A 23,111-nucleotide genomic window follows, 5' to 3' on the forward strand; every position below is an offset into this window, starting at 1 on the left:
TCAGAAATCTCATCGACAGACAGACCAAATGCAGCTTGCTAAACTGCACCAGCAAATTCAATCAAGCTGCTGGTGAAAGCGGGTAGCCTGAACGTCGAACTTCAAGGATGGCACTCAACAATGATTCGGAAGATCACCGGAAAACTCTGCGACTTGCACGACCAGGAAGCAGCAATCGAAGTGGGAGCGTTTGAATATCAGGTGCTCATTCCTGAGTTTGTCCGACGGCATTTGCAAACGAAACTCGATCAGGAAGTGACCTTGATGACCATCCAATATCTGGATGGGAACCCTCAAAAAGGTCGACTCACTCCCCGATTGGTCGGTTTCCTCCATCGGGCAGAACGAGAATTCTTCGAGTTGATTTGTCAGGTCGACGGAGTTGGAGTTCGCAAAGCACTGCAGGCGATGGTGCGCCCCGTTCAGGAAGTGGCCATTTCCATCGAAGAACAGGACATCAAACAACTCAGCACGCTTCCCGGAATTGGACCTGCTGTCGCGGAACGTATTGTCGCCAAGCTGCGACGAAAAATGGCCAAGTTCGCCCTGCTCGTCGATCAAGCAGAGAATGGCGATCCGAGAGAAGATCAGGACGTCCTCAGCGAAGGTTTTCAGGCACTTCTCGCTCTAGGACATTCACAGCAGGATGCTCGCGAAAAAATCGAACGAGCTTCCGAGAGCACCAAGAAGAAATTCAAGTCCGTCGAGGACCTGCTCCAGCAGATCTACTCACAACAACGACCGGAAGATGAATAACTCCGCCTAGAAGAGAAGCCGTCATCTTCAGTGCGTGACGAACCTCAATCGAGTGCATCCGCGCAAGTTTCGGGAGTCTTGAACTCATTCTCCAACCGAGTGAGCTCCTCCTGAATTCGGCGGACGGTTCGATGGCAAGCTTGTCGAACCGCTTCGGGTGTCAGTTTCAGATCTTCTGAGACAGCAACGGCGGTTTCCCCATTGACCACGACACGCCAGAAAGATTGCCAAACGTGCGGTTCGCACTTGTCTCGAATCTTCTTGGCAGCTGAATGCGCCTGCCCAACGACCGCATTCTTAATCGAACTCGCCGGAACTTCATCGTCAACAATCGACTTCGGATCCCAGCGACTCTCAACAAGACTCTGATCAACCTTCAGCGGTTGAGCCCTCGCTTGGTTGAAGAAGTCGCGAATCTTGTTGCGCGTGATCCCAAACAGCCAACCGGTGAAAGAACCGTGTTTCTCCGGGGAGTGTTGATAGCGGTCAATTGACTCAATCGCCGCTTGGAACACTTCCTGCGAAATGTCTGCGATATCGGCCGGTTGCAAACCCGTTTTGCGAATCCACTTATGGACCAGCGGTCCGAACAGAGTGGTCATCCGAATCCAGGCGTCATTCTTGCGCGCCTGAATCCCAGCAATCAAACCAACAGTGGTCAGTCTCTTGGCCAATCGACGTCTTCCAATCGTTGTTTCGTCATGAACTGGAGGAATTTTAGCTAAGTCCAAAAACTTGATGCAACCCGTTAGTCGAAAACGTTTTAAGAACGGATTCACCACAGAAATTCCGCTGCAAACTGCAAGTTTTCTAGGATTTACCTCTGATTCGCGTCACGCGATCCTTAAGAGACTATTGAAGACTTGCTGCCAATGCTTCGCTCCACTTCGACGAGATAATTCCACTGCAGACACAAATACTTCGAAGCAGAGGCGGGCCCCTCCCGGGGGCTGATGATTGACTATGCGACACTGGCGTGGAGCAAATCAGTAGTCAATCTCTTATTCAATGAGCGGACGTAACGAGCCTGTTGACACATCAGTCACCAGTCTCACCTGCAAGGGCTGAAGGTGAGGCTGAATTCGACGCGTGAACTCGTTGATCCCACAGCCCCCGGTTTGCTTTTCTTCGAAGACACCATCTCTACGACTTCAGATCCACTCTTGATCAAAGACTCTCACCAAATTTCTCTGAGGTGACCCGCTTTCAACTGCTCAAGAACCTTTCGAGTTTTAGACCTATTGCTGATGGTCTCATCATCGTGATCCATGGATTGGTCCACATCCTCCAAACTCGCTATGCTTGCGGTTCAAAATGAATACCGGAATTGGATAAGTTTCGCTCTCGTGAGATGACAATCGAAAAGAGATCCATTGTCCTCGGGATGTGTGCTCTCAACCCGATGTTCCGTGTCGAAAAGCCGAATGATGCTGAGGAGTAAGATTCAATGAGTTCATGGCCTATCGGAGTCTTTACATCTGTCGACGCCGGCCTGGGTGTTCGCTTAGATGTCGTCCAGGAACTGAACATCCCGACCGTTCAGATTCACGCGCCGCACAAAGCAACTCGAACGGAAGAAACCGCGAAGAGTTTTCTGGCTGAGACGAGCGCAGCTGGCATTCAAATCACCTGCGTCTTCGGCGGATTCGATGGGGAAAGCTACGCCAGCATCGAAGAAACAGCTCGCACTGTCGGACTCGTCCCACAGTCGACACGACAGGCACGACTGCAGGAAATGAAAGAGATTTCCGATTTCACGAAGCTCCTGAATGTCGACACTGTCGCTCTGCATATTGGATTCGTCCCGGAAGATCGAAATGGCGAGGACTACAAGGACCTGCTGGCGGTCACGAGAGAGCTTCTCGACCACGTAAAATCCAACGGTCAAAGCCTGAACCTCGAAACCGGTCAGGAAACCGCCGACCATTTGCTCGACTTCATCAAAGACGTTGAACGCGACAATCTGTTTATCAACTTCGATCCCGCCAACATGATTCTTTACGGCACCGGCGATCCGATTGAAGCACTAAAAAAGGTAGGCCATCTCGTCCGCAGCGTTCACTGCAAAGATGCCACCTGGGCAGCGGAAAGTGAACGAGGAACAGGCTGGGGCCGGGAAGTCGCTCTCGGTCAAGGAGACGTCGGCATGGAAACCTACCTTCGCACCTTGAAGGAAATCGGTTACACCGGTCCGCTCACCATCGAACGTGAAATTCCTGAAGACCGCGAACAGCAGAAAGCAGACGTCGGCGCAGCTGTCCGACTGCTGGAAGAGATCCGTTCCCAGACTTTGTAGTTCGAAACTCTGACCTCAGCTCAAAGACTTTCCTCAACACATCTGTGATGTTTGTGATCGGATCGTGAGGTCGCACTTCGATCCGTTTCACAAATTGAGGACTCGATCGAGGTCGACATTCGAATTGACCACCGTACCACTCAACGCTCAAGAGGTTTGCACGGGTAATGAAACGGTTTCACATTGCGCTCTGGTTCACGCTGCTCTCAGTCTTCCTCACACGAAGTGCGCTCGCGCAGCCCAACATCATTCTCATTCTTTTGGATGATGCAGGATTCGGCGACTTCAGTTGCTACGACCCCGGGTTTCTCAAGACGCCCGCGATCGACCAGTTCCGCAAGGAAGGCATGAAGTTCACGCAGTTCTACGCGGGCAGCACAGTTTGTGCTCCCTCACGCTGCGTTCTACTGACCGGCAAACACTCCGGGCATGCACGCGTTCGAGGCAACAGTGAGGGAGCACTTCTCCCAGAAGATGTGACGATTGCGAAAGTCTTAAAGCAGGCGGGTTATCGAACAGCTTGCATCGGCAAATGGGGCGTCGGTGCCGGAATTCCCCTCGACGATCCGAATCGAAACGGCTTCGACCATTTCTTCGGATACGTCAGCATGTGGCACGCCCACAATTTCTATCCGGAGTTCCTCATCCGAGACGGCGAAGAAGTTCCGCTTCGAAACGTCGTGATGGACAAATACAAAGGACAGGATGGACGCGGCGTCGCTGTGACTCGGGTTGATTACGCACCCGAAATTCTCTCGCAAGCAGTCGTCGATTACATCAGCGCCAGCGATGATCAACCCTTCTTTCTCTACTACGCTTTGAACGTCCCGCACACCAATAACGAAGGGGGACGAGACAATCCTTCTCCCGAAAAAGGGATGGAGGTCCCGGACTTCGGAAGCTATGCGGACCAAAGCTGGCCAGGTCCGGAGAAGGGTTTTGCAGCCATGATGCAGAACATTGATCGATCCGTTCAAAGCGTTCTCGATCAGCTCAAGAAGTCCGGAATTGACAACAACACTCTCGTCCTGATTGGCAGCGACAATGGACCGCATCAGGAGGGTGGCCACATCATGGAGTTCTTCGATTCCAACAGCCATCTCACTGGCATGAAAAGAGACCTTTACGAAGGTGGCATTCGAGTTCCCCTTCTCGCTCGCTGGCCGGAGAAAATCCGCCCGGACACAACCACGGATCACATTTCAGCGTTTCAGGACCTCCTCCCGACAGTTGCTGAAATCGCGGAAGTTCCGATTCCCGAAGACGTCGACGGAATTTCATTCCTTCCGACTCTACTCGGCGAATCAGACAAGCAAAAAGAACACGACTTTCTGTACTGGGAGTTCACCGAACAACAAGGCAAACGAGCCGTCCGCAAAGGTCCGTGGAAGCTCGTGCAAACGAAAGTCAGCACTGCCAAACCAACTTCTCCGGAACTGTATCATCTGGACACGGATGAGTCTGAGCAACACAACATCGCCAAAGATCATCCTGACCTCGTCAAAGAATTGACCGCGATCATGGATCAGTCTCATACACCGAGTTCCAATTACCCGCTGTTTCCTGATGAAGCAGCAAAGTAACCTCGCGTGAGATTCGACCTCGCACAATAGATTCAATGTGAACTGGATGGAGCGACAACTCACGCAATGTGAGTGCAGAGATGACTTCTCAAAGTGGTTTCTGCAGTCTCGCAAGAACAACATGCTTAATGGATTTTGAAGGCTGAATGTTCAATGCACGTTACAATCACCGCAGTCGGACCTGATCATCGTGGGCTGGCCGATCCGATCGTTCACTATGTGACACAGGCTGGCGCCAATCTCCATGAAATCCAGATGTACGATCGCGACACCGAACAGCTGTTCGCGATGCTCGTTCGTATGGAGTGGCCAGAAGATCAAGAATCGATCTCGGTCCTCCGCGAACGAATGACTCAAATCGGTGAAATGAAAGGGCTGCGAATTCGTGTCTGGTCGCGCGACGAATACGACAGGCCCCCGCGCATCGCACTCTGCACCACATTTCGCCCCGAGCCTTCGCTTGCGATCTTAAGAAACATTCGCGACAAGCAGCTTGCCGCAACAGTCCCGGTCATGATCGGAAACCGCAACGCCTGTCGCGGAATTGCTGAGCAGTTCGGCGTCGACTTCCACAATGTCGGTGACGACAAAGGCAATCCCGACAACGATCGGATGGTCGATCTGTTCGACGAATACGATGTCGACTACATCGTGCTCGCCCGTTACATGCGATTGATTCCTCCGCGCGCCTGCTGGGAATATGCTGGAGGACGTATTATCAATCTTCATCATGGCCTGCTCCCTTCCTTTCCCGGCTTCCGGCCCTATCAGGATGCGTTCAGTCACCACATGTTGACGTACGGCGCAACGACTCACTTCATCGTTCCGGAACTCGACGCTGGCAATCAGATCATTCAGCAAACGGCTTTCACCGTCCCTCCCGGAACTCCTCTCAAGGAAGTCATCGCTCGCGGAGAATCGGACAACGAGCCGATGTGCCTGGCTGAAGGTGTTCGACGAGTGGTCGATCGCGAAGTGGAGCTACACTTCCATCGTGTTGTGAGCGTCAAGTAACGCTTCCGCGAAGAATCGCACTCTCGTTTTCGTCTTCTTTCCGAACCTCTTCCCGACCGCCTGAGCCTTGACGCTCGTTGTCCAGATGCCACACTGAGAAGCATCGATGGACGTGGATGGGAGCATACCTTCCGATTTGGTTTGCACTCTCTCGCACGAGCAAACACAGCCTTTGACTTGACGAAACAGCACAAGCGAGTGCACGCGAAAGAGCAACTTGCTCTCGTGACGGATAAGGAAAACAGATGAAACTGTTGAGAGTGCTTCGTGATTGCTGCCTGCTGGTCTTAATGTCGTCACTTTTTGCTGGCGATCTTTCGGCAGCTGATCATCCGAATGTCGTCATCCTGCTCGCCGACGATCTCGGCTTTCAGGACGTTGGATGCTATGACGGTCCGGTCTCCACTCCCTTTATCGACAGCATCGCCAAACGAGGGACGCGATTCACAAATTTCTATTCAGGCTGCGCAGTCTGTTCTCCTTCACGTGCCACATTGACCACCGGCCGCCATCACATTCGCACCGGCGTTTACAGCTGGATCGAAGACCGACGCCAGTGGTCGCATCTGCGAGAACGGGAAGTCACTCTCGCCGAACAGCTTAAGCAAGCGGGCTTCGAAACGTGTCATGTCGGCAAGTGGCACCTCGGACTCTCAACAGAGGAACGAACCAAACCAACACCGGCCGATCACGGCTTCGATTACTGGTTCGCAACCCACAACAACGCTTCTCCAAGTCACCACAATCCTAATAACTTCGTTCGTAACGGAAGCCCGGTCGGACCACTTGAGGGATATTCCTGCCAGCTTGTTGTTGATGAAGCCATCGACTGGTTGAAAAACAAGAGAGTCACTGATCAGCCGTTCTTCCTGAACGTCTGGTTTCATGAGCCACACGCTCCAATCGCAGCCCCGGAAGAGATCGTTCAGGAATACGGAAACGCCAACAACAAAGGGGCTGTCTATTCCGGAACGATTGACAACACCGACCGAGCCATCGGTCGCCTGCTGAAGTGCTTCGAAGAACTCGGAGTCGACAAGCAAACGCTGATCATCTACGCCTCCGACAACGGAAGTTATCGCGACGACCGCACAGGTGGACTGCGCGGCCGGAAAGGCATGAACTGGGAAGGCGGAATTCGCGTCCCGGGTATCTTTGCCTGGCCAGGTGTCATCGAGGCCGATCAAGTCCTCGATGTCCCTGCAGGTCTTGTCGATGTCTTCCCAACCGTTTGTGGTCTCTTGGAAATCGCCCCTCCGGAGAATGTCCACCTCGACGGCTCCGATCTGACGCCGCTGCTCACCGGACACCGGGACAGCTTTGAACGACATCAACCCCTCTTCTGGCATCTTCAAAAATCTCGCCCCATCGTCGCAATGAGAGACGGTGACTATTCACTGGTCGCCGATCCGGACTACGAACTTTCGACCGACAACATGTTCAACGAAGACTGGATTCCAACCATCAAGTCCGGCGGTTACACCAACTACCAACTTTTCAATTTGAGCGAAGATCCTTCGCAAACAACAAACATCGCGGACCAGCATCCGGAACTTGTCGATGAACTCAAAGGCAAGCTTCTTCGAATCAACGAGAGCATCATGCAGGACGGAATGGACTGGCATGAGTTTCGACCATAGACAATCTTTCGCACGGGTCTTCTCAACCTCGCACACACGCCCAACTGATTCGTCAGCCTCATCAACACAGGATCGCACCATGCCGACCACGGAATCGCGCCGACTCTTTCTGCAGAAGCTGATCGCAACATCGGGAGCACTCGCCTGCTTCCCCGGCCTCGGATTCGCCGACGACTCTCAAGGTCCCATCCCCGACGAATGGCCGATCGCAATCTTCGAGAAGGTCTTCGAAGGTCTCAATTACACGGAGCTCGCGAAAGCAGTTTCAGAGACCGGAGCAGACGGCATTGAAGCCACCATTCGCCCGGGAGGACATATCGAACCGGAAGTTGCTGCCGACGAAGTTCCCAAAATGTCCGAAGCCCTCGGAAAACAGGGTTGCCGCATCGTCATCGCAGCGACGGCTGTTCGAAGCGTTGATGAACCGCATACTGAGTCGCTGTTGAAGGTGCTGAAAGAGGCGGGTGTTACGCACTACCGTATGGGGCATTATCATCTCGATCTCGCCAAGCCGATGCTCCCTCAACTCCGCAACTACACAGCCCAGGCTCGTGATCTGGCTGCGATGAATCAGGAGATCGGAATCCAGGGTCTCTATCAGAATCACTCCGGAGCTAACCGCAAACGCGGCTATCTGGGAGCGTTAGGTTGGGACGCAGCCATGATGCTCGAAGGGATTTCTCCCGAAGCACTCGGAATTGCGTTCGACACCCGTCATCTGAAGAAAGACACCGGATCGTCCTGGTGGGTTGCACTCGCCACAGTGAGGGACCACATCCGTTCCATCTACGTGAAAGACGGAATCTGGAAAGGACCGCGAGGCGATCAATACGAAGACGTCCCTCTCGACATGGGCTTCGTCAACGAAGAGGTCTTCTCAACAATCCGAAACGGACTTCCGCCGATGCCGCTCTGCATCCACATGGAATGGATGGGGTATCGAATCTTTACGAAACCGGAAATCCCGTCAGCTGTCAAAGCTCACCAGCGAGACATCCGAACGTTGCGAAAATGGATGAATTTCCCCGAAGCATAAACCACTCTAATTGTTGCTCGGCAGTCAATGGCACTCGCTTCTTTGATTGAGGGAAGCGAGTGCTCGCGCATCCGACTCACGATTTGGCGGAGATCACATCCATTCCGACCCACTTTCGAAGCGCTTCGGGAATGCGAATGCTGCCGTCGGCCTGTTGATGATTCTCGATCAACGCAATCATCGCTCGAGTCACTGCAATCGCTGTCCCGTTCAGCGTGTGCACGAACTTCGTCCCCTTTTCTTCGGCATTGCGACAGCGAATCCCAAGTCGTCGTGCCTGAAAGTCGGTACAGTTCGACGCAGAAGTGACTTCCCCGTATTCTCCGTTCTCTCCGCGGCCGGGCATCCAGGCTTCCAGATCGAACTTGCGATACGCCGGTCCGCCGAGGTCTCCGGTGGGTGTGTCGATGACTTGATAGGGAATCTCGAGGGCCTGGAAGATTTCTTCTTCGAGGCCGACAATCACCTGATGGAATTCATTCGATGCTTCGAGATCAGGTGCAGTGAAGCCAAACATCTCGACTTTCGTAAACTGATGCACCCGATAGATCCCTTTCGAAGCTTTGCCATGACCGCCTGCTTCTGTCCGAAAACAGTGCGACAGTCCCGCGACTCGCATCGGCAAATTGGATTCTTCCAAAATCTGATCTTTGAGCATTCCACCGAGGGGAATTTCAGCAGTTGCAATCAGTGAGAGGTCTGAATTCTCGATGCTGTAAATCTGGGTTTCCGGACCGCGTGGCTGGTAGCCTGTGCCTTCCAGAACTTCCTGACGAGCCAGATCCGGCGTCGTGTACAAATCGAATCCCGCCGCACGAACTTTCTCAATCGCAAATTGAACCATCGCGAGTTCGAGAAGGACTGCTTCGTTCTTCAAGAAGTAAAACCCTGAGCCAGCGACTTTCGCTCCACTTTCGAAGTCGACCATATCGAGATCCGCCATCAGTTGGACGTGATCTTTCGGTTTGAAGTCGAATTCTGGAATCTTCCCCCAGGTGCGAAGCACGACTGCATCCTCTTCTCCTCCAATCGGAGCATCGGGATGCGTCAGGTTCGGGAGACGGGAGAGTTCCGCGTTGAGATCGGTTTCAATCTCTTTCAGAGTCGATTCATTCTCGGCGACCTGAGTCTTCAGATTCTTGCCGAACTCGATCAACGCAGGCCGTTCTTCAGACGTGGCTTTCGGGATCTTCGCAGCTGTTTCTTTCTGCTGACGTCGCAAGTCGTCGCCAGCGACAATCAGTTCGCTGCGTTTTTTACGAAGTTCGATCAGACGCGGAATGTCACACGGGACTCCACGAGCCTGGCAGTTCTTTTCGATCAGGTCTGCATTGTCGCAGATGAATTGGAGGTCAAGCATAGGATCAGAGGTTTCGTTTTACGCTGAAATAAGGCCGGTACTCGCCAGAACTCACTGATGGCGATCGAAAATGTGATGCTTTGCTGGTCATCGCGTGTCAGGAGGAAGAGGATGCCAGATCACCCAGCATTTTCCACAGCCAGGCGCTCGACAACGTTCCCCGATGAAATGCATCGACACTAAATTTTTCGTTGGGGCTGTGAAGATTGTCAGTATTCTGCCCCCATCCAAGCAGAAGGGTATCGACTCCCAGCAAATCCTGAAATGTTCCGACCACGGGAATTGATCCACCTTCGCGAATCATGACCGGATGCTTTCCAAATCCTCGCTCGACTGCCGCCGTCGCCGCCTTCATGTACGGGCTGTTCAAATCACACAGAACCGCTGGACAACCATGCCAGTGGCGAAACTCGAATCGAAGGCCTGCCGGAGTTCTCTCGCGAAGAAACTCCTCAAGCTTCTTGATGATCACTGACTCCTGCTGGTTCGGAACGAGTCGACATGAGATCTTTGCTGATGCGAAAGCCGGGATGATCGTCTTGGGACCTTCTCCTGTGTAGCCCCCATGGATTCCGTTGACATCGCAAGTCGGCCGAGCCCAACGACGTTCCAGCGTGGAAAATCCAGCTTCCCCGTGAGTCTTCGAGACTCCCAGAGATTCGAGGTATTCCGATTCTTCGAACGGAAGCTTCGCGAACTCCGATCGTTCCTGTTCCGTCAACGGGAGGACATCATCATAAAAGCCCGGAATCTGAACTCGCCCCTCTTCGTCGATCAAATCGCCGATCATTTTCGCGAGAGCGTTTACCGGATTGGCGATCGATCCGCCAAAGACTCCGCTGTGCAAATCTTGATTCGGACCAGACACTCGCACTTCACAGGCAGTAATTCCGCGCAGCCCGTACGTAATCGCAGGAATTCCGGGAGCATATTGAGCCGTGTCACTCACCACTGCGACATCGCAGGCACACTTTTCACGATTGGAATCCAGAAACTTTTCGAGGTGATCGCTCCCGACTTCCTCTTCGCCTTCGATGACAAATTTGACATTCACCGGCAATTCGCCAACGGCCTCAAGCCAGGCCTGTACCGATTTGACATGCGTGTACATCTGCCCTTTGTCGTCAGTTGCTCCCCGTGCGAAGACTTCGCCATTGCGAATGGTCGGTTCAAACGGGGGCGTGATCCACTCATCAAGCGGATCGGGCGGTTGGACATCGTAGTGCCCATAAATCATCGCCGTCGGTGCCCCGGGCTTCTTCGTCCACTCTCCATAGACAATCGGGTGCCCGTCAGTTTCGACGATCTCCGCGTCGCAACCGCTCCCTGCAAGTTGATTCCGCAGAAATTCGGCTGCATCCCGCATGGAGGAGACATACTTCGAGTCGGCACTGATGCTCGGAATACGAAGCAGATCCATCAGTTCGTTGAGGTTGCGCTCCGAATTCTCCTGAAGGTACTGTTCGACCTTTTCGACCATGAATCGCTCCTTCAAACTGATGGCGAGTTCTGCAAATGCAAAGAGTTGTTCTGGCCCCGCATCTTAGAGGATGAAAGCTCGCTGGTCAGGAACTCGAAGAGAAAGTTCCTTCTTGAGTGCTCAGCCCCCCAACACCTGAAAAGGTTCTGCCAACCAACGAAACCGGGCCAATCGATGCGAGCGTGAGCGATGGAAGGCAGCGAAACCCCATCGGCCTAGTGTTCGCGCAACTCTGAGAATCCTCGACGTCGAAGATTGCTGTATGCCTCGAGCGCTCTCTCAATGATCGGGATTGCGACATCCGCATCCTGAAATTCATCGACCTCGACAGTCTTGCCTTCCAGCATTTTGTAATCCTGGAAGAAGCGTCTCACCATGGCCAGTCGATGGCTGGGAAGCTCGTTGAAGTGCTCCACATGGCTGTACTCAGGGTCGTTCGAAGCGACAGCGAGAACTTTGTGGTCTTTTTTCCCGGCGTCGACCATCGTCATCAGCCCGATGGCCCGTGCTTTGACCAATGTCAGCGGAGCGACTGGCTCCTGGCACATCACGAGAACGTCAAGCGGGTCACCATCCTCAGCGTACGTCTGGGGAACGAATCCATAGTTCGCGGGATAATAGACAGCCGAATAGAGCATTCGGTCGACTTTCAGCAACCCGGTGTCTTTGTCGAGTTCGTACTTGATGTTGGACCCTTTCGGGATCTCAATCACCGACGTGAACTCTCTGGGGAGATTTTCTCCTGGAACGACATCGTGCCAAGCGTGTGTCATTGCTTCCAAACTTTCAAAGACGGCATGTCAATTTCGTAGGAAACCGCTCAAATTGTGGGATTGACCAGAAAAAAAGCACGCTTTGCAGCGTGCTGAAGTCTCATTTTCTCCGGTAAAGTCGACCAGATCGAGACTATCCGTTCATCATCTGATTCATGCGGGCGCGATTTTTTGCACGACGCTTTTCACGACGTGATGCTTCACTTGGCTTTTCGTAGAACTCACGCTTTCGGAGTTCTTTCTTAATTCCGCTGTGCTCAACCAACTTACGAAACCGACGAACGGCATCTTGAACAGACTCATTATCACGCAGACGCAACCGAACCACTATTCCTCCAAATTCTGACCAGGAGTTGAGAGCTCCTGCCTTTGATAATTCAACATGGATTGACCCAAGATGGGAAGTATAACCAGTTTCAGTACTCACGCAAGATGCTTCGTTGCTGAAACTTCCGTAAACTTTCCGTGATGAAAGCTGGAATCCTGGACCGCTCGAATCGAGAAATCGACGCGAAAACGTTATCTTTTCTAACAGACGGCCGCGACTCCCAAACCAAGCTCGGCCGTTTTCTGTAAACCCCAACCAGAATACAACTTACAAGAATTGAACGATGACCGAGTATCGCACTGAACACGATTCAATGGGCGAAGTTCGCGTCCCCGCTGATGCTTACTTCGGCGCACAGACCCAGCGAGCTGTCGAAAACTTTCCCGTTTCAGGATGGACATTGCATCCGAATCTGATTCATGCCATCGGAACTGTGAAACTGGCGTGTGCCGTTGCGAATCGCGATCTCGGAAAACTGACCGGAACTGGGAAGAACCCCCTTGATGATTCACAAGTCGAATCGTTGATCGCTGCCTGTCTCGAAGTGGCTGAAGGAAAACATGACTCGGAGTTCCCGATCGATGTCTTCCAGACCGGGTCAGGCACATCAAGCAACATGAATGCGAACGAGGTCATTTCCAATCGAGCCATCGAAATTCACGGCGGAAATCGCCTCGAGTCGGCGAAACCGATTCACCCGAATGACCATGTGAACATGGGCCAAAGCACGAACGATACGTTCCCGACTGCGATTCACGTGGCTGTCGGTCAAAGCCTGAAGAATCAACTCATCCCCGCACTCAAAAAGTTCGCTGCTACCCTCGAGGAAAAAGCTCAGGCGTGGGATCAGATCATCAAGATCGGACGGACTCATCTTGCGGACGCAACACCTCTGCGACTCGGACAGGAGTTTTCAGGATTCGCGCGCCAGCTTGTCCTGTCGATTGATCGCGCTGAACGAGCCCTCGAATCGGTTCTTGAATTGCCAGTCGGAGGAACCGCGGTCGGTTCCGGAATCAACACTCATCCCGAATTCGGAGCCCGAGTTGCTGCGGTTGTCGCCGAACAGACAAAGATTCCCTTCACAGAAGCAGTCAACCACTTCGAAGCCAATGCTCAGAGAGACGGACTCGTTGAGTGTCACGGAGAGCTGAAAGCGATTGCGACAACGCTCTTCAACGTCGCTAATAACATTCGTTGGCTCGGTTCAGGCCCACGCTGCGGGTTCTACGAGATCAAGATTCCTGATCTCCAGCCGGGAAGCTCCATTATGCCCGGGAAGGTCAATCCTGTGATGTGCGAGAGCCTCATGCAGGTTTGTGCTCGCGTGATCGGGAACGATGGCTGCCTGACAATCAGCGGAGCAGCGGGCGGAAACTTCCAACTCAACATCATGATGCCAGTCATGGGACAAACGACCCTCGAGTCGATCTCAATTCTTGCGAGCGGAGCCGACGCATTCGTGGATCTTTGCCTGAACAAGCTCGAGCCTAACGAAGAAGCCTGCGAAGCTGCCGTCGAGAAGAGCTTGTCGATGGTGACGAGTCTGAATCCTCATATTGGGTACGAGCGTGCTGCTCAGCTGGCAAAGGAAGCCTTCAAGACTGGTAAGACGATTCGCGAACTCTGCACCGAACAGAACATTCTCCCGGAGGACGTTCTCAAAGAAGCACTCGATCCGATGAGCATGACCGAGCCGCAAGCGTAACGCGATTGGGCGCTACGCACTCTTATGATCCGATGATGCAGAAGCTGCACTGAGCAGATGAAGCAAAGCAATAAAAAAGGCCGCAAGAATATTCTTGCGGCCTTTTCCTGCTCGTGACAAAGAAGTCCTCGCGGGTATCGGACAGCCTCGCTGCAATTCCCAAGAGTTGAAAACGCTCTCTAAAGAGCTCTGAGCTCTAACGCTTCCGATTCTTGTTCTTCTTGGAATACTTCCGTCCGCTTGCGTTACGCTGGGCATTTCCCTGTGCTTCGTCGGCTGCGATTCGCAACTTCTCAAAGAACCCCGGTTCTCGATCCGGCTGGTCGACGACCTCTGGTTTCACAGGACCGCTCAACGCTTCGGTGTCGATGTCAGGCCCCTTTTGATTCTTCAAAAGGAGACGTTCGCAGATCCCCCACAAACTGGATGAGATGAAGTACAAGCAGAGACCAGCTGGAACGCGATAGAAGGCGAAGCCGATCGCGATCATCATGAAGTTCATCATCTTATATGTCATCGCCTGCTCCTCAGAAGTTGGAGGCGGCGTGAACATTTTCTGCTGAACAATGAACAGGATGACAGTCAGAATCGGCAACAGGTTGAACTCAGTATAGCCGAGCCATGGGACCGTGAACCCAAGTTGGAACAAGGCATCTGGAGCAGCCAGATTGTCGATCCACAAAAAACGTGCGAGACGCAGATCGACCGCCTGATAAAGCGATGTATACAACCCCCAGAAAATTGGAAGCTGCAGAAGCGCTGGCAGACAGCCGTACAGCGGATGATAGTCGTGCTTCTTCTGAAACGCTCGATAAGCCTTCGCAAACTCTTCGGGTTTATCTTTGTACTTGTCCTGAAGCTCTTTCAGCTTCGGCGCGAGGACCTTCATCTTTTCCGATTCGATGGCCTGCTTCTTGGAGATCGGGAACATCAGTCCACGCACCAGAACGGTCAGCAGGATGATCGCAAACGCATACGGAAGGCCGACCCAGTTGTGGAAGAATCCGAGCACGCCAAGCATGAGTTTGGCAATCGCCGAGAACCAGCCGAGACGAACGACCTCCTCAGCACCGAGCGGACGCAAGAGTTGAGTCCGTTTCGGTCCGAAAAAGACGTCGAACGTGTGTTTGACTTCGCCTCCCGCCGGGACTGCCTGCTTCCGCGAATTCATCATGAAAGAAAAATCGCTTCGCTCGGGCTTCTCCGCTTCGACGAGCAATTGCGGTTCGACCGAATCAAACCACTGGACGACCGTCTCTTCGTCTCCGCGTTCCGGGAAGACCAATGCTGCGAAAAATTGGACGTCGAGGCCAGCATAGTGAATCGGTGCTCGCCAGGCTGTGACAGGTTTCCCCCCGTCTCTGGCTCGGTCAAACTGCTTGACAATCTCTTGAGCCTGCAGATGGATCGAGGTGAAGTCCGTTGGATCGGAGGGATCATCGATCGTCGCGATGTCGATTTCGCGGAAAGATCGCGTGTTGTCGACGTTCTCAAGCGGGACGCCGACTGGTCCCTGCAACGAATACGCAGTCTCTAGAGACTTGTCTTTCAGATTCCGAAGGACCACGTCCATGTTCAGCATGTAGCCGTTCGGTGATTCGTCCCGTAGCTCCAGTTCAGCTTTGGAAATCCGATATGATTTCACGACTTCCAGCGACCCATCGGGAGCTGGATAGCGGAGCGTGACGGAATCGGGCGACTGTTCGACAACTTCCCACTCAACTTCGTTCAGCGAAGTGTTGAATTCGGCAAGCTGGCTGTCGATTTGAGCCACTGACATCTCGAACGAATTAGGAACTCGTTCGTCGCTGCCACCTGAGATTGGATTGCCGATGACTTTCAGCTGTTCTTTGCGATTGAGCGTTGTGTATCGAGGGTCTGTCAGAATCACCCAGTCGACCGCACCGCCTCGCGAGTTGATTTGAGCCTGAATGAGATAGCCAGCATCAAACCCCTCGTCACCCAGTGTCACCAGCTTGTTTGGAAACTCTGTGAGATCCTGTTTCGCTGGATCATCTTCCGGGGCTGGTTCGTCAGCGGCAGGTTGCTTGTCATCGTCGGATGGCTCGGCATCTGAGTTCGCCAACTCTTCGTTGACGTCTGCGTCAGGCTCAGCCTGCTCTTCGACCTGTTGCTGGGGAGGGGGAAACATCCCCGGAAACAACTGAGGCGCGACCTTCGACCAGACAAGGAAGAAGATCATCGTCAGTATGACGAAGAACATGTAGCGACGCTGGTCCATGAGACGCAATGACGGTCCGAATGACCGTTCCTTTCAAAAGTCAACAACTGCCTGTTCTGCGAGCCAGAATTCACACCGCAGATTTGACTTGCTCCGTCCTGAACCCGCAAGTTCGGCACAAAACAAGTTCTGAGGGAGGATTCCCAAACCGATCTTTTGAGTGAATTCGAAAACACTCACTCAGTGAAATACGGTTTCAGAACATCCATCGGAACAATCTGAAGCGGGATCGGGCGAGACAGAATGCCTGTCTAGACATTCGCTGGAAATGCCCCACTCTTAGACCATTTTCATGGTTTCTCGACGCTCGCCTGAACTCGTTTCTGTCGATGAATGCTCGTTTTCTCGTGTGAATCGCTGCAAACCAGAGATAAAGATGCTCTCGATCACATTGAATAATCTGCATTGCTCCGGAGTTTCTTGTGAGCTTGTCGTAATCCTCGGCAGACCTGCATGAAGGCAGCAAAGGCCAGGGAGACGAGAATGCCCGACGCTCCGAAAGTGCTGACATTATGAGAAACTTGCCGCCAATGACCAGCAGCGGACCCGGCAATTCTCAGGAATCGCACTCTGCAGGGGAAAGTCTCGGAAATTTTCGAGTCAGACCGAAGAACTGAGACGAAGCGAATTATCGTCCATCTCGAAGCCGGTCGCCGAGAAAGTTGTCAAGATCGGGAATTGGGTAGATCTTGGCAATTGTTTTCTCGAAGTCGTATCCGGTGCGGCAGAAGTGGACCGTGCGATCTTCAATGACAACGTAACTCGCTTTCGGATTGCCATCGCGCGGCTGTCCGACTGACCCGACATTTACGAGCACTTTGGTCGTTTCGAGCTGATACTGATGCCCAATTTCATCAGGTGAATAGAAGTTGTAGTCTTCTGTGAAGACACCTGGAATGTGCGTGTGGCCCTGAAAACAGAAATTGTCCACCAGCCCGAAGATTCTTTCCATCTTCCGCTGGTTGTAGACATCTTCAGGGAAGACGTACTCGTTCAATGGATTGCGTGCTGAACCGTGGACGAAGAGAAACGGTTCTTCTCGCTTCATCCGCGGAAGTTCCCCAAGAAATTCCCAGCGACGCTCATTTCCGTTGGGATCGCCCTGCTCCAGCATGGTACGGGTCCAGAAAATGGCTCGCTCTGCTCCGGCATTAAATCCATCCGGATCGAACAAGGCAGCCTGGTCATGGTTCCCCAGAATGGTCACCTGACAGTTTTCCATCACCAGATCGATACATTCACGCGGGTTTGGCCCATACCCAATGATGTCGCCCAGGCAGTAAATCTCTGTAATGCCTTTCGACTTGATCTCGCTCAAAACCGCTTCAAGAGCTTCGAGGTTGCCATGAATGTCACTGATTATGGCTCGCAACCGGATATCTCACTTCGTCATTTGAGTCAAAAAATACGTTAAGAAAGGCAAACAGAAGTTTAAGTGAGGGGATGATCGACGGTCAACCTCCGTGTGCCCACGTTGCGGGGAGACTCATGACTTATCGCAAGTCCACGGGATCCATGTCAATCACCATGTCAACCTCGGCCGCTAATTTCATAGTCGGCACAAACTCTCTCCAAACTTCTTCGATCTGTTGTTGATCGGGACTTGTGAGTTGAAAATGATAACGAAAATACTTCCTGAGACGGAGAATCGGCGCTGGAGCCGGACCCAGAACACGAATCGGACGATTGCCCGCCTGAATTCGCTCTCGCAGTAATTGGCAGATGCGTTGTGATTCCGCCTGCACAATCCTCTCATCCAGCGCACGCAGAATGACTCGGGCCATTGATTGAAATGGAGGAGCCTGCATGACCTTTCGTTGTTGCAGTTCGTACTTGGCAAAACCATCGAAGTCATGACGTGCTGCAAACTGAATAATTGGCTCATCCGGATTCAATGTCTGCACAAGGACGCGTCCCTGTTTGTCACCCCGACCGGTTCGTCCCGCGACTTGAGAGATGAGATGAAACGTCCGCTCGCCAGCCCGAAGATCCGGCTGATACAGGAGAGTGTCGGCATCGATCACTCCCACCAGAGTGACGTTCGGAAAATCCAGCCCCTTCGCGATCATCTGCGTGCCCAGCAATAGATCGATGTCGTGCTCGCGAAACCGCTCGAGAACTTCGTCGTGACTGCCGGGCTTCCGCATGGAGTCGCTGTCCATACGTGCGATTCGAGCATCAGGGAACTTGCTGATGACTTCAGCTTCCAGTCGCTGAGTCCCTGTCCCGATCAACCTCAACCCCGGCTGATTGCATGTCGGACAACGCTCCGGGGACTCCATTTCGAAGTCGCAGCTGTGACAAACCAATCTGCTGCGGTCTTTGTGCCATGTCAGACTGACATCACAGTCCGGACACGTCACCCCCTTGCACTTGCCGCACCAAAGGACGGGAGAGTAGCCGCGCAAGTTGAGGAACAGAATGCCCTGCCCGCCGGCTTTCAGTGCGACCTGAATCGCGTTCGTCATGGCTCGACCGAGAGAGTGTCGACGCTGGATGAAGGGATCGTTTCGAATATCAACAATACTGACCGGAGGCAGAGGCCGTTGTTCGACTCGCTCCTTCAACACGATGCGTCGATCATTCCCCTCCATGGTCCGCTTGAGCGTTTCGAGAGTAGGAGTTGCAGTCCCGAGAATGAGGGGGATATTTTCTCGTCGCGCTCGTTCCCGGGCCACTTCTCGTGCGTGATACCTCGGCACCGACTGTTGCTTGAAAGTCGTTTCGTGTTCCTCGTCGATGACGATCAGTCCCAAATGAGGAACGGGAGCGAAGACCGCGCTTCTCGCGCCGACGACAACTTGTACATCTCCACTGGCAATTTGTTGCCAATGCCAGTGTCGGTCAGAGTCGCTCAAGTGGCTATGCAGGACGGCGACGGAATCAAATCTCGCGCGAAACCTGCGGATCGTTTGGGGAGTCAAACTGATTTCCGGAACCAGCACAATCGCCTGCCGGCCATAGCTGATCACCTCTCGAATCGCTTGAATGTAGACCTCAGTCTTACCGCTTCCGGTGACACCGTGGAGAAGGAATGTTTCGTGGCGTGAATCTCGCAACACCTTCAGAATTTCCTGAAGGGCAGCTGACTGTTCCGAGTTGAGTTTCAAATCCTCCTGACGTTTCGCTTCGATCCCATCGATGCTGTGAGTCGAAACTCGTCGTCGTTCTGGAACAATCAGGTTTTTCTTTTTGAGAGAGTCAATCGGAGAAACCCCGCACCCGGCGGCAGCAGAGAGTTCATCGACCCTCATCGGCTCGTCAGATTGCAGCAGCAGGTTCAAAACAGTCTGTTGCTTGGAAGGCAATTTCAACGTTTTGAGGTCCGGCAACGAGTCAGCCACTCGATAGAAAACGATCTCGCGTGTCCCTGCCTGACGTTTCACCCCGGCCGGAATCACAGACTCTAAAACTTGCCCCCAACCGCTCAGATAGCGTCCAGCAATCCATTCGGTCAGGTCGAGCATCGACGGCGACAACAACGGTTCTCGATCGCAGATCTCGGCGAGAGATTTCAGCTTCTTGCCTGGCGTCCCGCCGACACTGGTTCTCACGCAATATCCCAGCGTCGACGAATTTCCTCTCCCGAACGGAACTCGGACTCGCTGGCCAGGCTGAATGAGTTCTCGGAGGTCGTCCGGAACGATGTATCGATAGACCGTGTCCAGTGGGCGGTTGAAAACAACTTCTGCGATCAATTGATCGTTGGCTGCTTCAATCTCCCATGGGGACAGGTCCGGCTGATCGTCAAACAATCCTGGTTGTCGAGCTTCAGACACAGCGCGCCAATACGACCAAATAGAGAAAATAGCGACTTTAGAAGAAACCGCTGCGATCACTTCGCGGGAAAACTTTTGGCAATTCTTTCCACTTCAGCAAAGAGCGTCAACCGCAGCCAATACTGATCTTGTTCCAAGTTTTCGCATGACTTAGCGTCCAGAAGAAGTTCCACATCAAAGCGCCATTTACTTACATCAAATCGGCCAGGATGCCGAAAACATGCTCCGGCACGACGCCATTTTCAAACTTGTTCTACTCCTGCTGATGTCGGTTGGCTGCCAATCGACATCGGGCACACAGAACCGGTCTGTCTTGTCGTTCCTGAATCGAAATGCGACTCCAAACACACCTGAACGACAGGTGCAGACCTTCGAACAAGCCATGGCCGGCTTCGAAGAGTCAACACCCGACGAGCTGCCCGAAGAACCGTCTTCCGATCTGGCTTCAGTCCCGCCAGACACCCCAAAGCCCGTGGTTCAACTCGCCTCACACATCGAGATTGAACCGGTCCAATCGGGGGAACATCCCCCAGCGGCCCCTCCGGTTTCTTCTCAGCGCTTTGTTCATGACGCTGAGACACAAACGCTCATCAATACAGCCCTTCGAAATCTCAGCGAAGCGGAACAAGTTGAGTGGAGAGAATACTTCGCAACGGTTGACTCTCGAATGGTTCCATTTGTTCTGAGTGCTCAGCAGCAAAACCGGAATCCCGGAGATGACCAGCTTCGCGATCGAACTCACGAACAGAATTCCGGCCCGGAAATCGTGGAGAACCAACCTTCGCTGTTGAAGATCCTCGAAGAAGAAATGCCCAAACCGCTTCAGAATGGACAAGAAAACGTCGCGGAGTCGGAAGGAGAAGAAATCGTGCAGACCGGGCATCTGTTCGATCGCTCATCCAGAAACGCCGCCCAGGACACGCTTGCGAGTGCCGACACGCCACCTCAGCTGACTCAAGAAACTTCCAAAGTGCCTCCTCTTCTGCAAGCCCCCGAAGCTGAGGAGGCTGAAAGCTCAACCGCGGTCCCGGAAGCGATACGAGATCTTCCCGGTCGACTCCGCTCGCTGACCGAATGGGACAGTCCAATCCGACTGCGTGGAAAAGATGACAGCAGCAATTCGAAATCGTCCGAGCCTAACGCCAAACAGCCGTTGGGACTTCCCAAGATTCTCGGCGGTTCCTTCCTCAATCGAGAAGAGAGTGAACCGGCACCGTCGAACGTTGTCGTCGTCACTCCGTCGGAAGAGCTGTCACGACCACCGCATGCTGTGTCGAGTGATGAGAAAATGCACATCGCTCCGGGAGCGAAGCTGTGGGAAGATGAGCTGCAACGTCTGATCTCGTTAATGAGCGCAGAATCGATCGTCACGGGCGGAACTGAATCCCTGTCTCCGAACGAATTGCGTCATCACGTCGCACTGCGATTGCTGATGCTGATTAACGGACAACCTGAACTCTCACAACAGCCGATTCCCGGTCTGACCGCTTCTGAACAGGAATTCTGGACGGCTCTCTTCTGGGGCCTGTCGTCCTACATTGATCAGGAAAACCCCGACGTCGCTGAACGGACGTCTCAAGCGATCAGTCAACTTCGACTGGCAACCAGTCACCTCGAAGTGACCGCTCGTTTGCGTTTGAAAAACGTTCTGTTCTGCCAGCGAATTGACGGATTCGGAAACTACGAAACGTACCTGAGTGATCGATTCCGAGCTGGCCAGCGAGTTCTGATTTACTCTGAGATCAAGAACTTCACTAGCAAAATGACCGCCGACGGAGAGTACTCAACACGTATTCGGTCACTCCTTGAGATCTATGACACAACGACCGGGAACCGTGTTGATGCCAACGACTTCCCATCGACTGAAGATCTGTCGCGGACTCAACGCTCGGACTACTATCACTCCTATCGAATTGACTTCCCGGAGCATCTCTCTGCTGGCAAGTACTCGCTGAAGATCACCATCGTGGATGAATCGACTGGCAAACAGGCGAGTTCAGACATCCCATTCGAAATCGTCGACTAGCACACGTTGCTTTTTCCTGTGCACTCGCTTGCACGGTCTCATTCATTCGAAAGCTGAGTTTGCTCATGCGAGTCAGCGTGAACCAAATTTGAGAGTGTTCCAAAGCATCAGGCAGAACCTTCTTCCCAATCTTCGATGCGGCGAGGCCAGTCTGATTTCAATAGCCGAGACAACGAACGGTCCGCGAGAACCTTGCCTTTTGTCTGACAAGTCGCGCAATAGTTCGTCTCGTTGTCGGCATAGACGATCCGCTGAACGGGTGAACCGCACACCGGGCATGGCTCACCAAATTTTCCATGGACTGCCATTTCGCGATGAAACGCTGTGACCTTCTTCGGGAACCCACCTTTCGCCTTCTTTCGCAGCAGCGAAGTCCATCCAGTCATCACCTCTTGAGTCGCTGAATACAGACGTTCGACTTCTTCCGAGCTGAGTTTCTGAGTGTGTTGAATCGGAGAAAGCTGCGCGCGATGCAGGATTTCGTCGGAGTAAGCATTTCCGATTCCGCTGAAGAGCATCGGGCTGGTCAACTGCCGCTTGAGTGTTCGGTTCGTCAGTTGAAGTGACTGCTGAAACTCCTTGAGCGTGGCTGTCAGCACATCGATGCCGCCGGGATCGAGTTCTTCCAACTCTGAAGACCTCACGACATGCAGCGACGCACGTTTCTTCGTTCCAGCTTCTGTAAGGATCAACGTGCCGGTCGTGAATTCAAACTGAGCCAATCCATAACGCTTCGAAAACTGGTCGTCGGTGGCCTTCCACTGAAAACGTCCCGCGATCATCAAGTGAAAGACGTACCAGATTTCATTGTCGAAACCGATTGCGACTCGTTTGCCGAGCCTTCGCAACTCAGTCACACGGTGCTCGATGACCGTATCAACAGGCGGATCGAAGGTCCGCAGCAAGAACGGACTGACGATTTGCGACCGGACTAAAGTCGCTCCGACAATTCGACTTTCGAGGGATTCGAGATAAATCGATATGTCGGGTAGTTCCGGCATGGGCGATTGGTTGTTGGGAAAGAAGCTGATGGGCTGACGATATCAAATTCAACAACCTCTGCGACAAACTTTCAACCGCGTCGATCCCC

General features: G+C 53.0%; 17 protein-coding genes. 8 read left to right on the top strand and 9 right to left on the bottom strand.

Annotated features, from left to right (window positions below; translation table 11 throughout):
• Nucleotides 1-120: 120 nt before the first annotated feature.
• The gene (gene ruvA / locus AB1L42_RS16570) at nt 121-756 is read left to right on the top strand and encodes a Holliday junction branch migration protein RuvA (protein WP_367058264.1); all 636 of its coding nucleotides are present in this window, start codon (nt 121-123) and stop codon (nt 754-756) included.
• Nucleotides 757-800: 44 nt separating this feature from the next.
• On the opposite strand, the gene AB1L42_RS16575 is transcribed toward ruvA, so the two are convergent.
• Complete coding sequence (locus AB1L42_RS16575) at nt 801-1,430, bottom strand: sigma-70 family RNA polymerase sigma factor (protein ID WP_367058267.1); 630 nt, start codon at nt 1,428-1,430, stop codon at nt 801-803.
• A 773-nt stretch (nt 1,431-2,203) separates the two neighbouring features.
• Between AB1L42_RS16575 and AB1L42_RS16580 the strand changes: the two genes are divergently transcribed.
• From AB1L42_RS16580 to AB1L42_RS16600, 5 genes are all read left to right on the top strand, one after another.
• On the top strand, nt 2,204-3,052 hold the full coding sequence (locus tag AB1L42_RS16580; protein ID WP_367058270.1) for a sugar phosphate isomerase/epimerase family protein: 849 nt from the start codon (nt 2,204-2,206) through the stop codon (nt 3,050-3,052).
• Between the two features lie 167 nt (nt 3,053-3,219).
• Nucleotides 3,220-4,635, top strand: a complete 1,416-nt coding sequence (locus AB1L42_RS16585; RefSeq protein WP_367058273.1) for an arylsulfatase — start codon at nt 3,220-3,222, stop codon at nt 4,633-4,635.
• Nucleotides 4,636-4,788: 153 nt separating this feature from the next.
• Nucleotides 4,789-5,649: a formyltransferase family protein gene (locus AB1L42_RS16590; protein ID WP_367058276.1), complete on the top strand. Its 861-nt coding sequence runs from the start codon at nt 4,789-4,791 to the stop codon at nt 5,647-5,649.
• Between the two features lie 245 nt (nt 5,650-5,894).
• A complete protein-coding gene (locus AB1L42_RS16595) occupies nt 5,895-7,289 on the top strand; it encodes a sulfatase-like hydrolase/transferase (RefSeq protein ID WP_367058279.1) in 1,395 nt (464 codons plus the stop codon).
• 79 nt (nt 7,290-7,368) lie between these two features.
• The gene (locus AB1L42_RS16600; protein ID WP_367058282.1) at nt 7,369-8,325 is read left to right on the top strand and encodes a TIM barrel protein; all 957 of its coding nucleotides are present in this window, start codon (nt 7,369-7,371) and stop codon (nt 8,323-8,325) included.
• Between the two features lie 76 nt (nt 8,326-8,401).
• On the opposite strand, the gene serS is transcribed toward AB1L42_RS16600, so the two are convergent.
• The 4 genes from serS to rpsU all read right to left on the bottom strand — a co-directional run bounded on the left by serS (nt 8,402) and on the right by rpsU (nt 12,266).
• Nucleotides 8,402-9,685, bottom strand: coding sequence for a serine--tRNA ligase (serS, locus tag AB1L42_RS16605; RefSeq protein ID WP_367058285.1), 1,284 nt, complete (start codon nt 9,683-9,685; stop codon nt 8,402-8,404).
• A gap of 97 nt (nt 9,686-9,782) precedes the next feature.
• The gene (locus tag AB1L42_RS16610) at nt 9,783-11,165 is read right to left on the bottom strand and encodes a dipeptidase (protein ID WP_367058288.1); all 1,383 of its coding nucleotides are present in this window, start codon (nt 11,163-11,165) and stop codon (nt 9,783-9,785) included.
• Nucleotides 11,166-11,380: 215 nt separating this feature from the next.
• Nucleotides 11,381-11,938, bottom strand: coding sequence for an inorganic diphosphatase (locus tag AB1L42_RS16615; RefSeq protein WP_146506861.1), 558 nt, complete (start codon nt 11,936-11,938; stop codon nt 11,381-11,383).
• Nucleotides 11,939-12,071: 133 nt separating this feature from the next.
• The gene (rpsU, locus tag AB1L42_RS16620; RefSeq protein ID WP_146506860.1) at nt 12,072-12,266 is read right to left on the bottom strand and encodes a 30S ribosomal protein S21; all 195 of its coding nucleotides are present in this window, start codon (nt 12,264-12,266) and stop codon (nt 12,072-12,074) included.
• A 283-nt stretch (nt 12,267-12,549) separates the two neighbouring features.
• On the opposite strand from rpsU, the gene AB1L42_RS16625 reads away from it, so the two are divergent.
• Entirely contained in the window at nt 12,550-13,974 is a 1,425-nt protein-coding gene (locus AB1L42_RS16625) for a class II fumarate hydratase (RefSeq protein ID WP_367058293.1), read from the top strand.
• 196 nt (nt 13,975-14,170) lie between these two features.
• Here AB1L42_RS16625 and yidC read toward each other — a convergent pair whose 3' ends face one another.
• The 3 genes from yidC to priA form a co-directional block, all read right to left on the bottom strand.
• Nucleotides 14,171-16,216: a membrane protein insertase YidC gene (gene yidC, locus AB1L42_RS16630; RefSeq protein ID WP_367058296.1), complete on the bottom strand. Its 2,046-nt coding sequence runs from the start codon at nt 16,214-16,216 to the stop codon at nt 14,171-14,173.
• A 628-nt stretch (nt 16,217-16,844) separates the two neighbouring features.
• On the bottom strand, nt 16,845-17,588 hold the full coding sequence (locus AB1L42_RS16635; RefSeq protein ID WP_367058299.1) for a metallophosphoesterase family protein: 744 nt from the start codon (nt 17,586-17,588) through the stop codon (nt 16,845-16,847).
• A gap of 121 nt (nt 17,589-17,709) precedes the next feature.
• Nucleotides 17,710-19,995, bottom strand: coding sequence for a primosomal protein N' (priA, locus tag AB1L42_RS16640; RefSeq protein ID WP_367058302.1), 2,286 nt, complete (start codon nt 19,993-19,995; stop codon nt 17,710-17,712).
• Nucleotides 19,996-20,215: 220 nt separating this feature from the next.
• Between priA and AB1L42_RS16645 the strand changes: the two genes are divergently transcribed.
• Nucleotides 20,216-22,021: a hypothetical protein gene (locus AB1L42_RS16645; protein ID WP_367058305.1), complete on the top strand. Its 1,806-nt coding sequence runs from the start codon at nt 20,216-20,218 to the stop codon at nt 22,019-22,021.
• Between the two features lie 107 nt (nt 22,022-22,128).
• On the opposite strand, the gene AB1L42_RS16650 is transcribed toward AB1L42_RS16645, so the two are convergent.
• Nucleotides 22,129-23,022 carry a DNA-formamidopyrimidine glycosylase family protein gene (locus AB1L42_RS16650; protein WP_367058308.1) on the bottom strand — a complete coding sequence of 298 codons (894 nt, stop codon included), beginning with the start codon at nt 23,020-23,022 and terminating at the stop codon, nt 22,129-22,131.
• Nucleotides 23,023-23,111 lie beyond the last annotated feature (89 nt).

The organism is Thalassoglobus sp. JC818, assembly GCF_040717535.1.
Classification (GTDB): domain Bacteria; phylum Planctomycetota; class Planctomycetia; order Planctomycetales; family Planctomycetaceae; genus Thalassoglobus.

Coding starts and splice junctions, on each gene's coding strand:
- ruvA (WP_367058264.1), top strand. CDS start 121: ATGATTCGGAAGATCACCGGAAAACTCTGCGACTTGCACGACCAGGAA.
- AB1L42_RS16580 (WP_367058270.1), top strand. CDS start 2,204: ATGAGTTCATGGCCTATCGGAGTCTTTACATCTGTCGACGCCGGCCTG.
- AB1L42_RS16585 (WP_367058273.1), top strand. CDS start 3,220: ATGAAACGGTTTCACATTGCGCTCTGGTTCACGCTGCTCTCAGTCTTC.
- AB1L42_RS16590 (WP_367058276.1), top strand. CDS start 4,789: ATGCACGTTACAATCACCGCAGTCGGACCTGATCATCGTGGGCTGGCC.
- AB1L42_RS16595 (WP_367058279.1), top strand. CDS start 5,895: ATGAAACTGTTGAGAGTGCTTCGTGATTGCTGCCTGCTGGTCTTAATG.
- AB1L42_RS16600 (WP_367058282.1), top strand. CDS start 7,369: ATGCCGACCACGGAATCGCGCCGACTCTTTCTGCAGAAGCTGATCGCA.
- serS (WP_367058285.1), bottom strand. CDS start 9,685: ATGCTTGACCTCCAATTCATCTGCGACAATGCAGACCTGATCGAAAAG.
- AB1L42_RS16610 (WP_367058288.1), bottom strand. CDS start 11,165: ATGGTCGAAAAGGTCGAACAGTACCTTCAGGAGAATTCGGAGCGCAAC.
- AB1L42_RS16615 (WP_146506861.1), bottom strand. CDS start 11,938: ATGACACACGCTTGGCACGATGTCGTTCCAGGAGAAAATCTCCCCAGA.
- AB1L42_RS16625 (WP_367058293.1), top strand. CDS start 12,550: ATGACCGAGTATCGCACTGAACACGATTCAATGGGCGAAGTTCGCGTC.
- yidC (WP_367058296.1), bottom strand. CDS start 16,216: ATGGACCAGCGTCGCTACATGTTCTTCGTCATACTGACGATGATCTTC.
- AB1L42_RS16645 (WP_367058305.1), top strand. CDS start 20,216: ATGCTCCGGCACGACGCCATTTTCAAACTTGTTCTACTCCTGCTGATG.
- AB1L42_RS16650 (WP_367058308.1), bottom strand. CDS start 23,022: ATGCCGGAACTACCCGACATATCGATTTATCTCGAATCCCTCGAAAGT.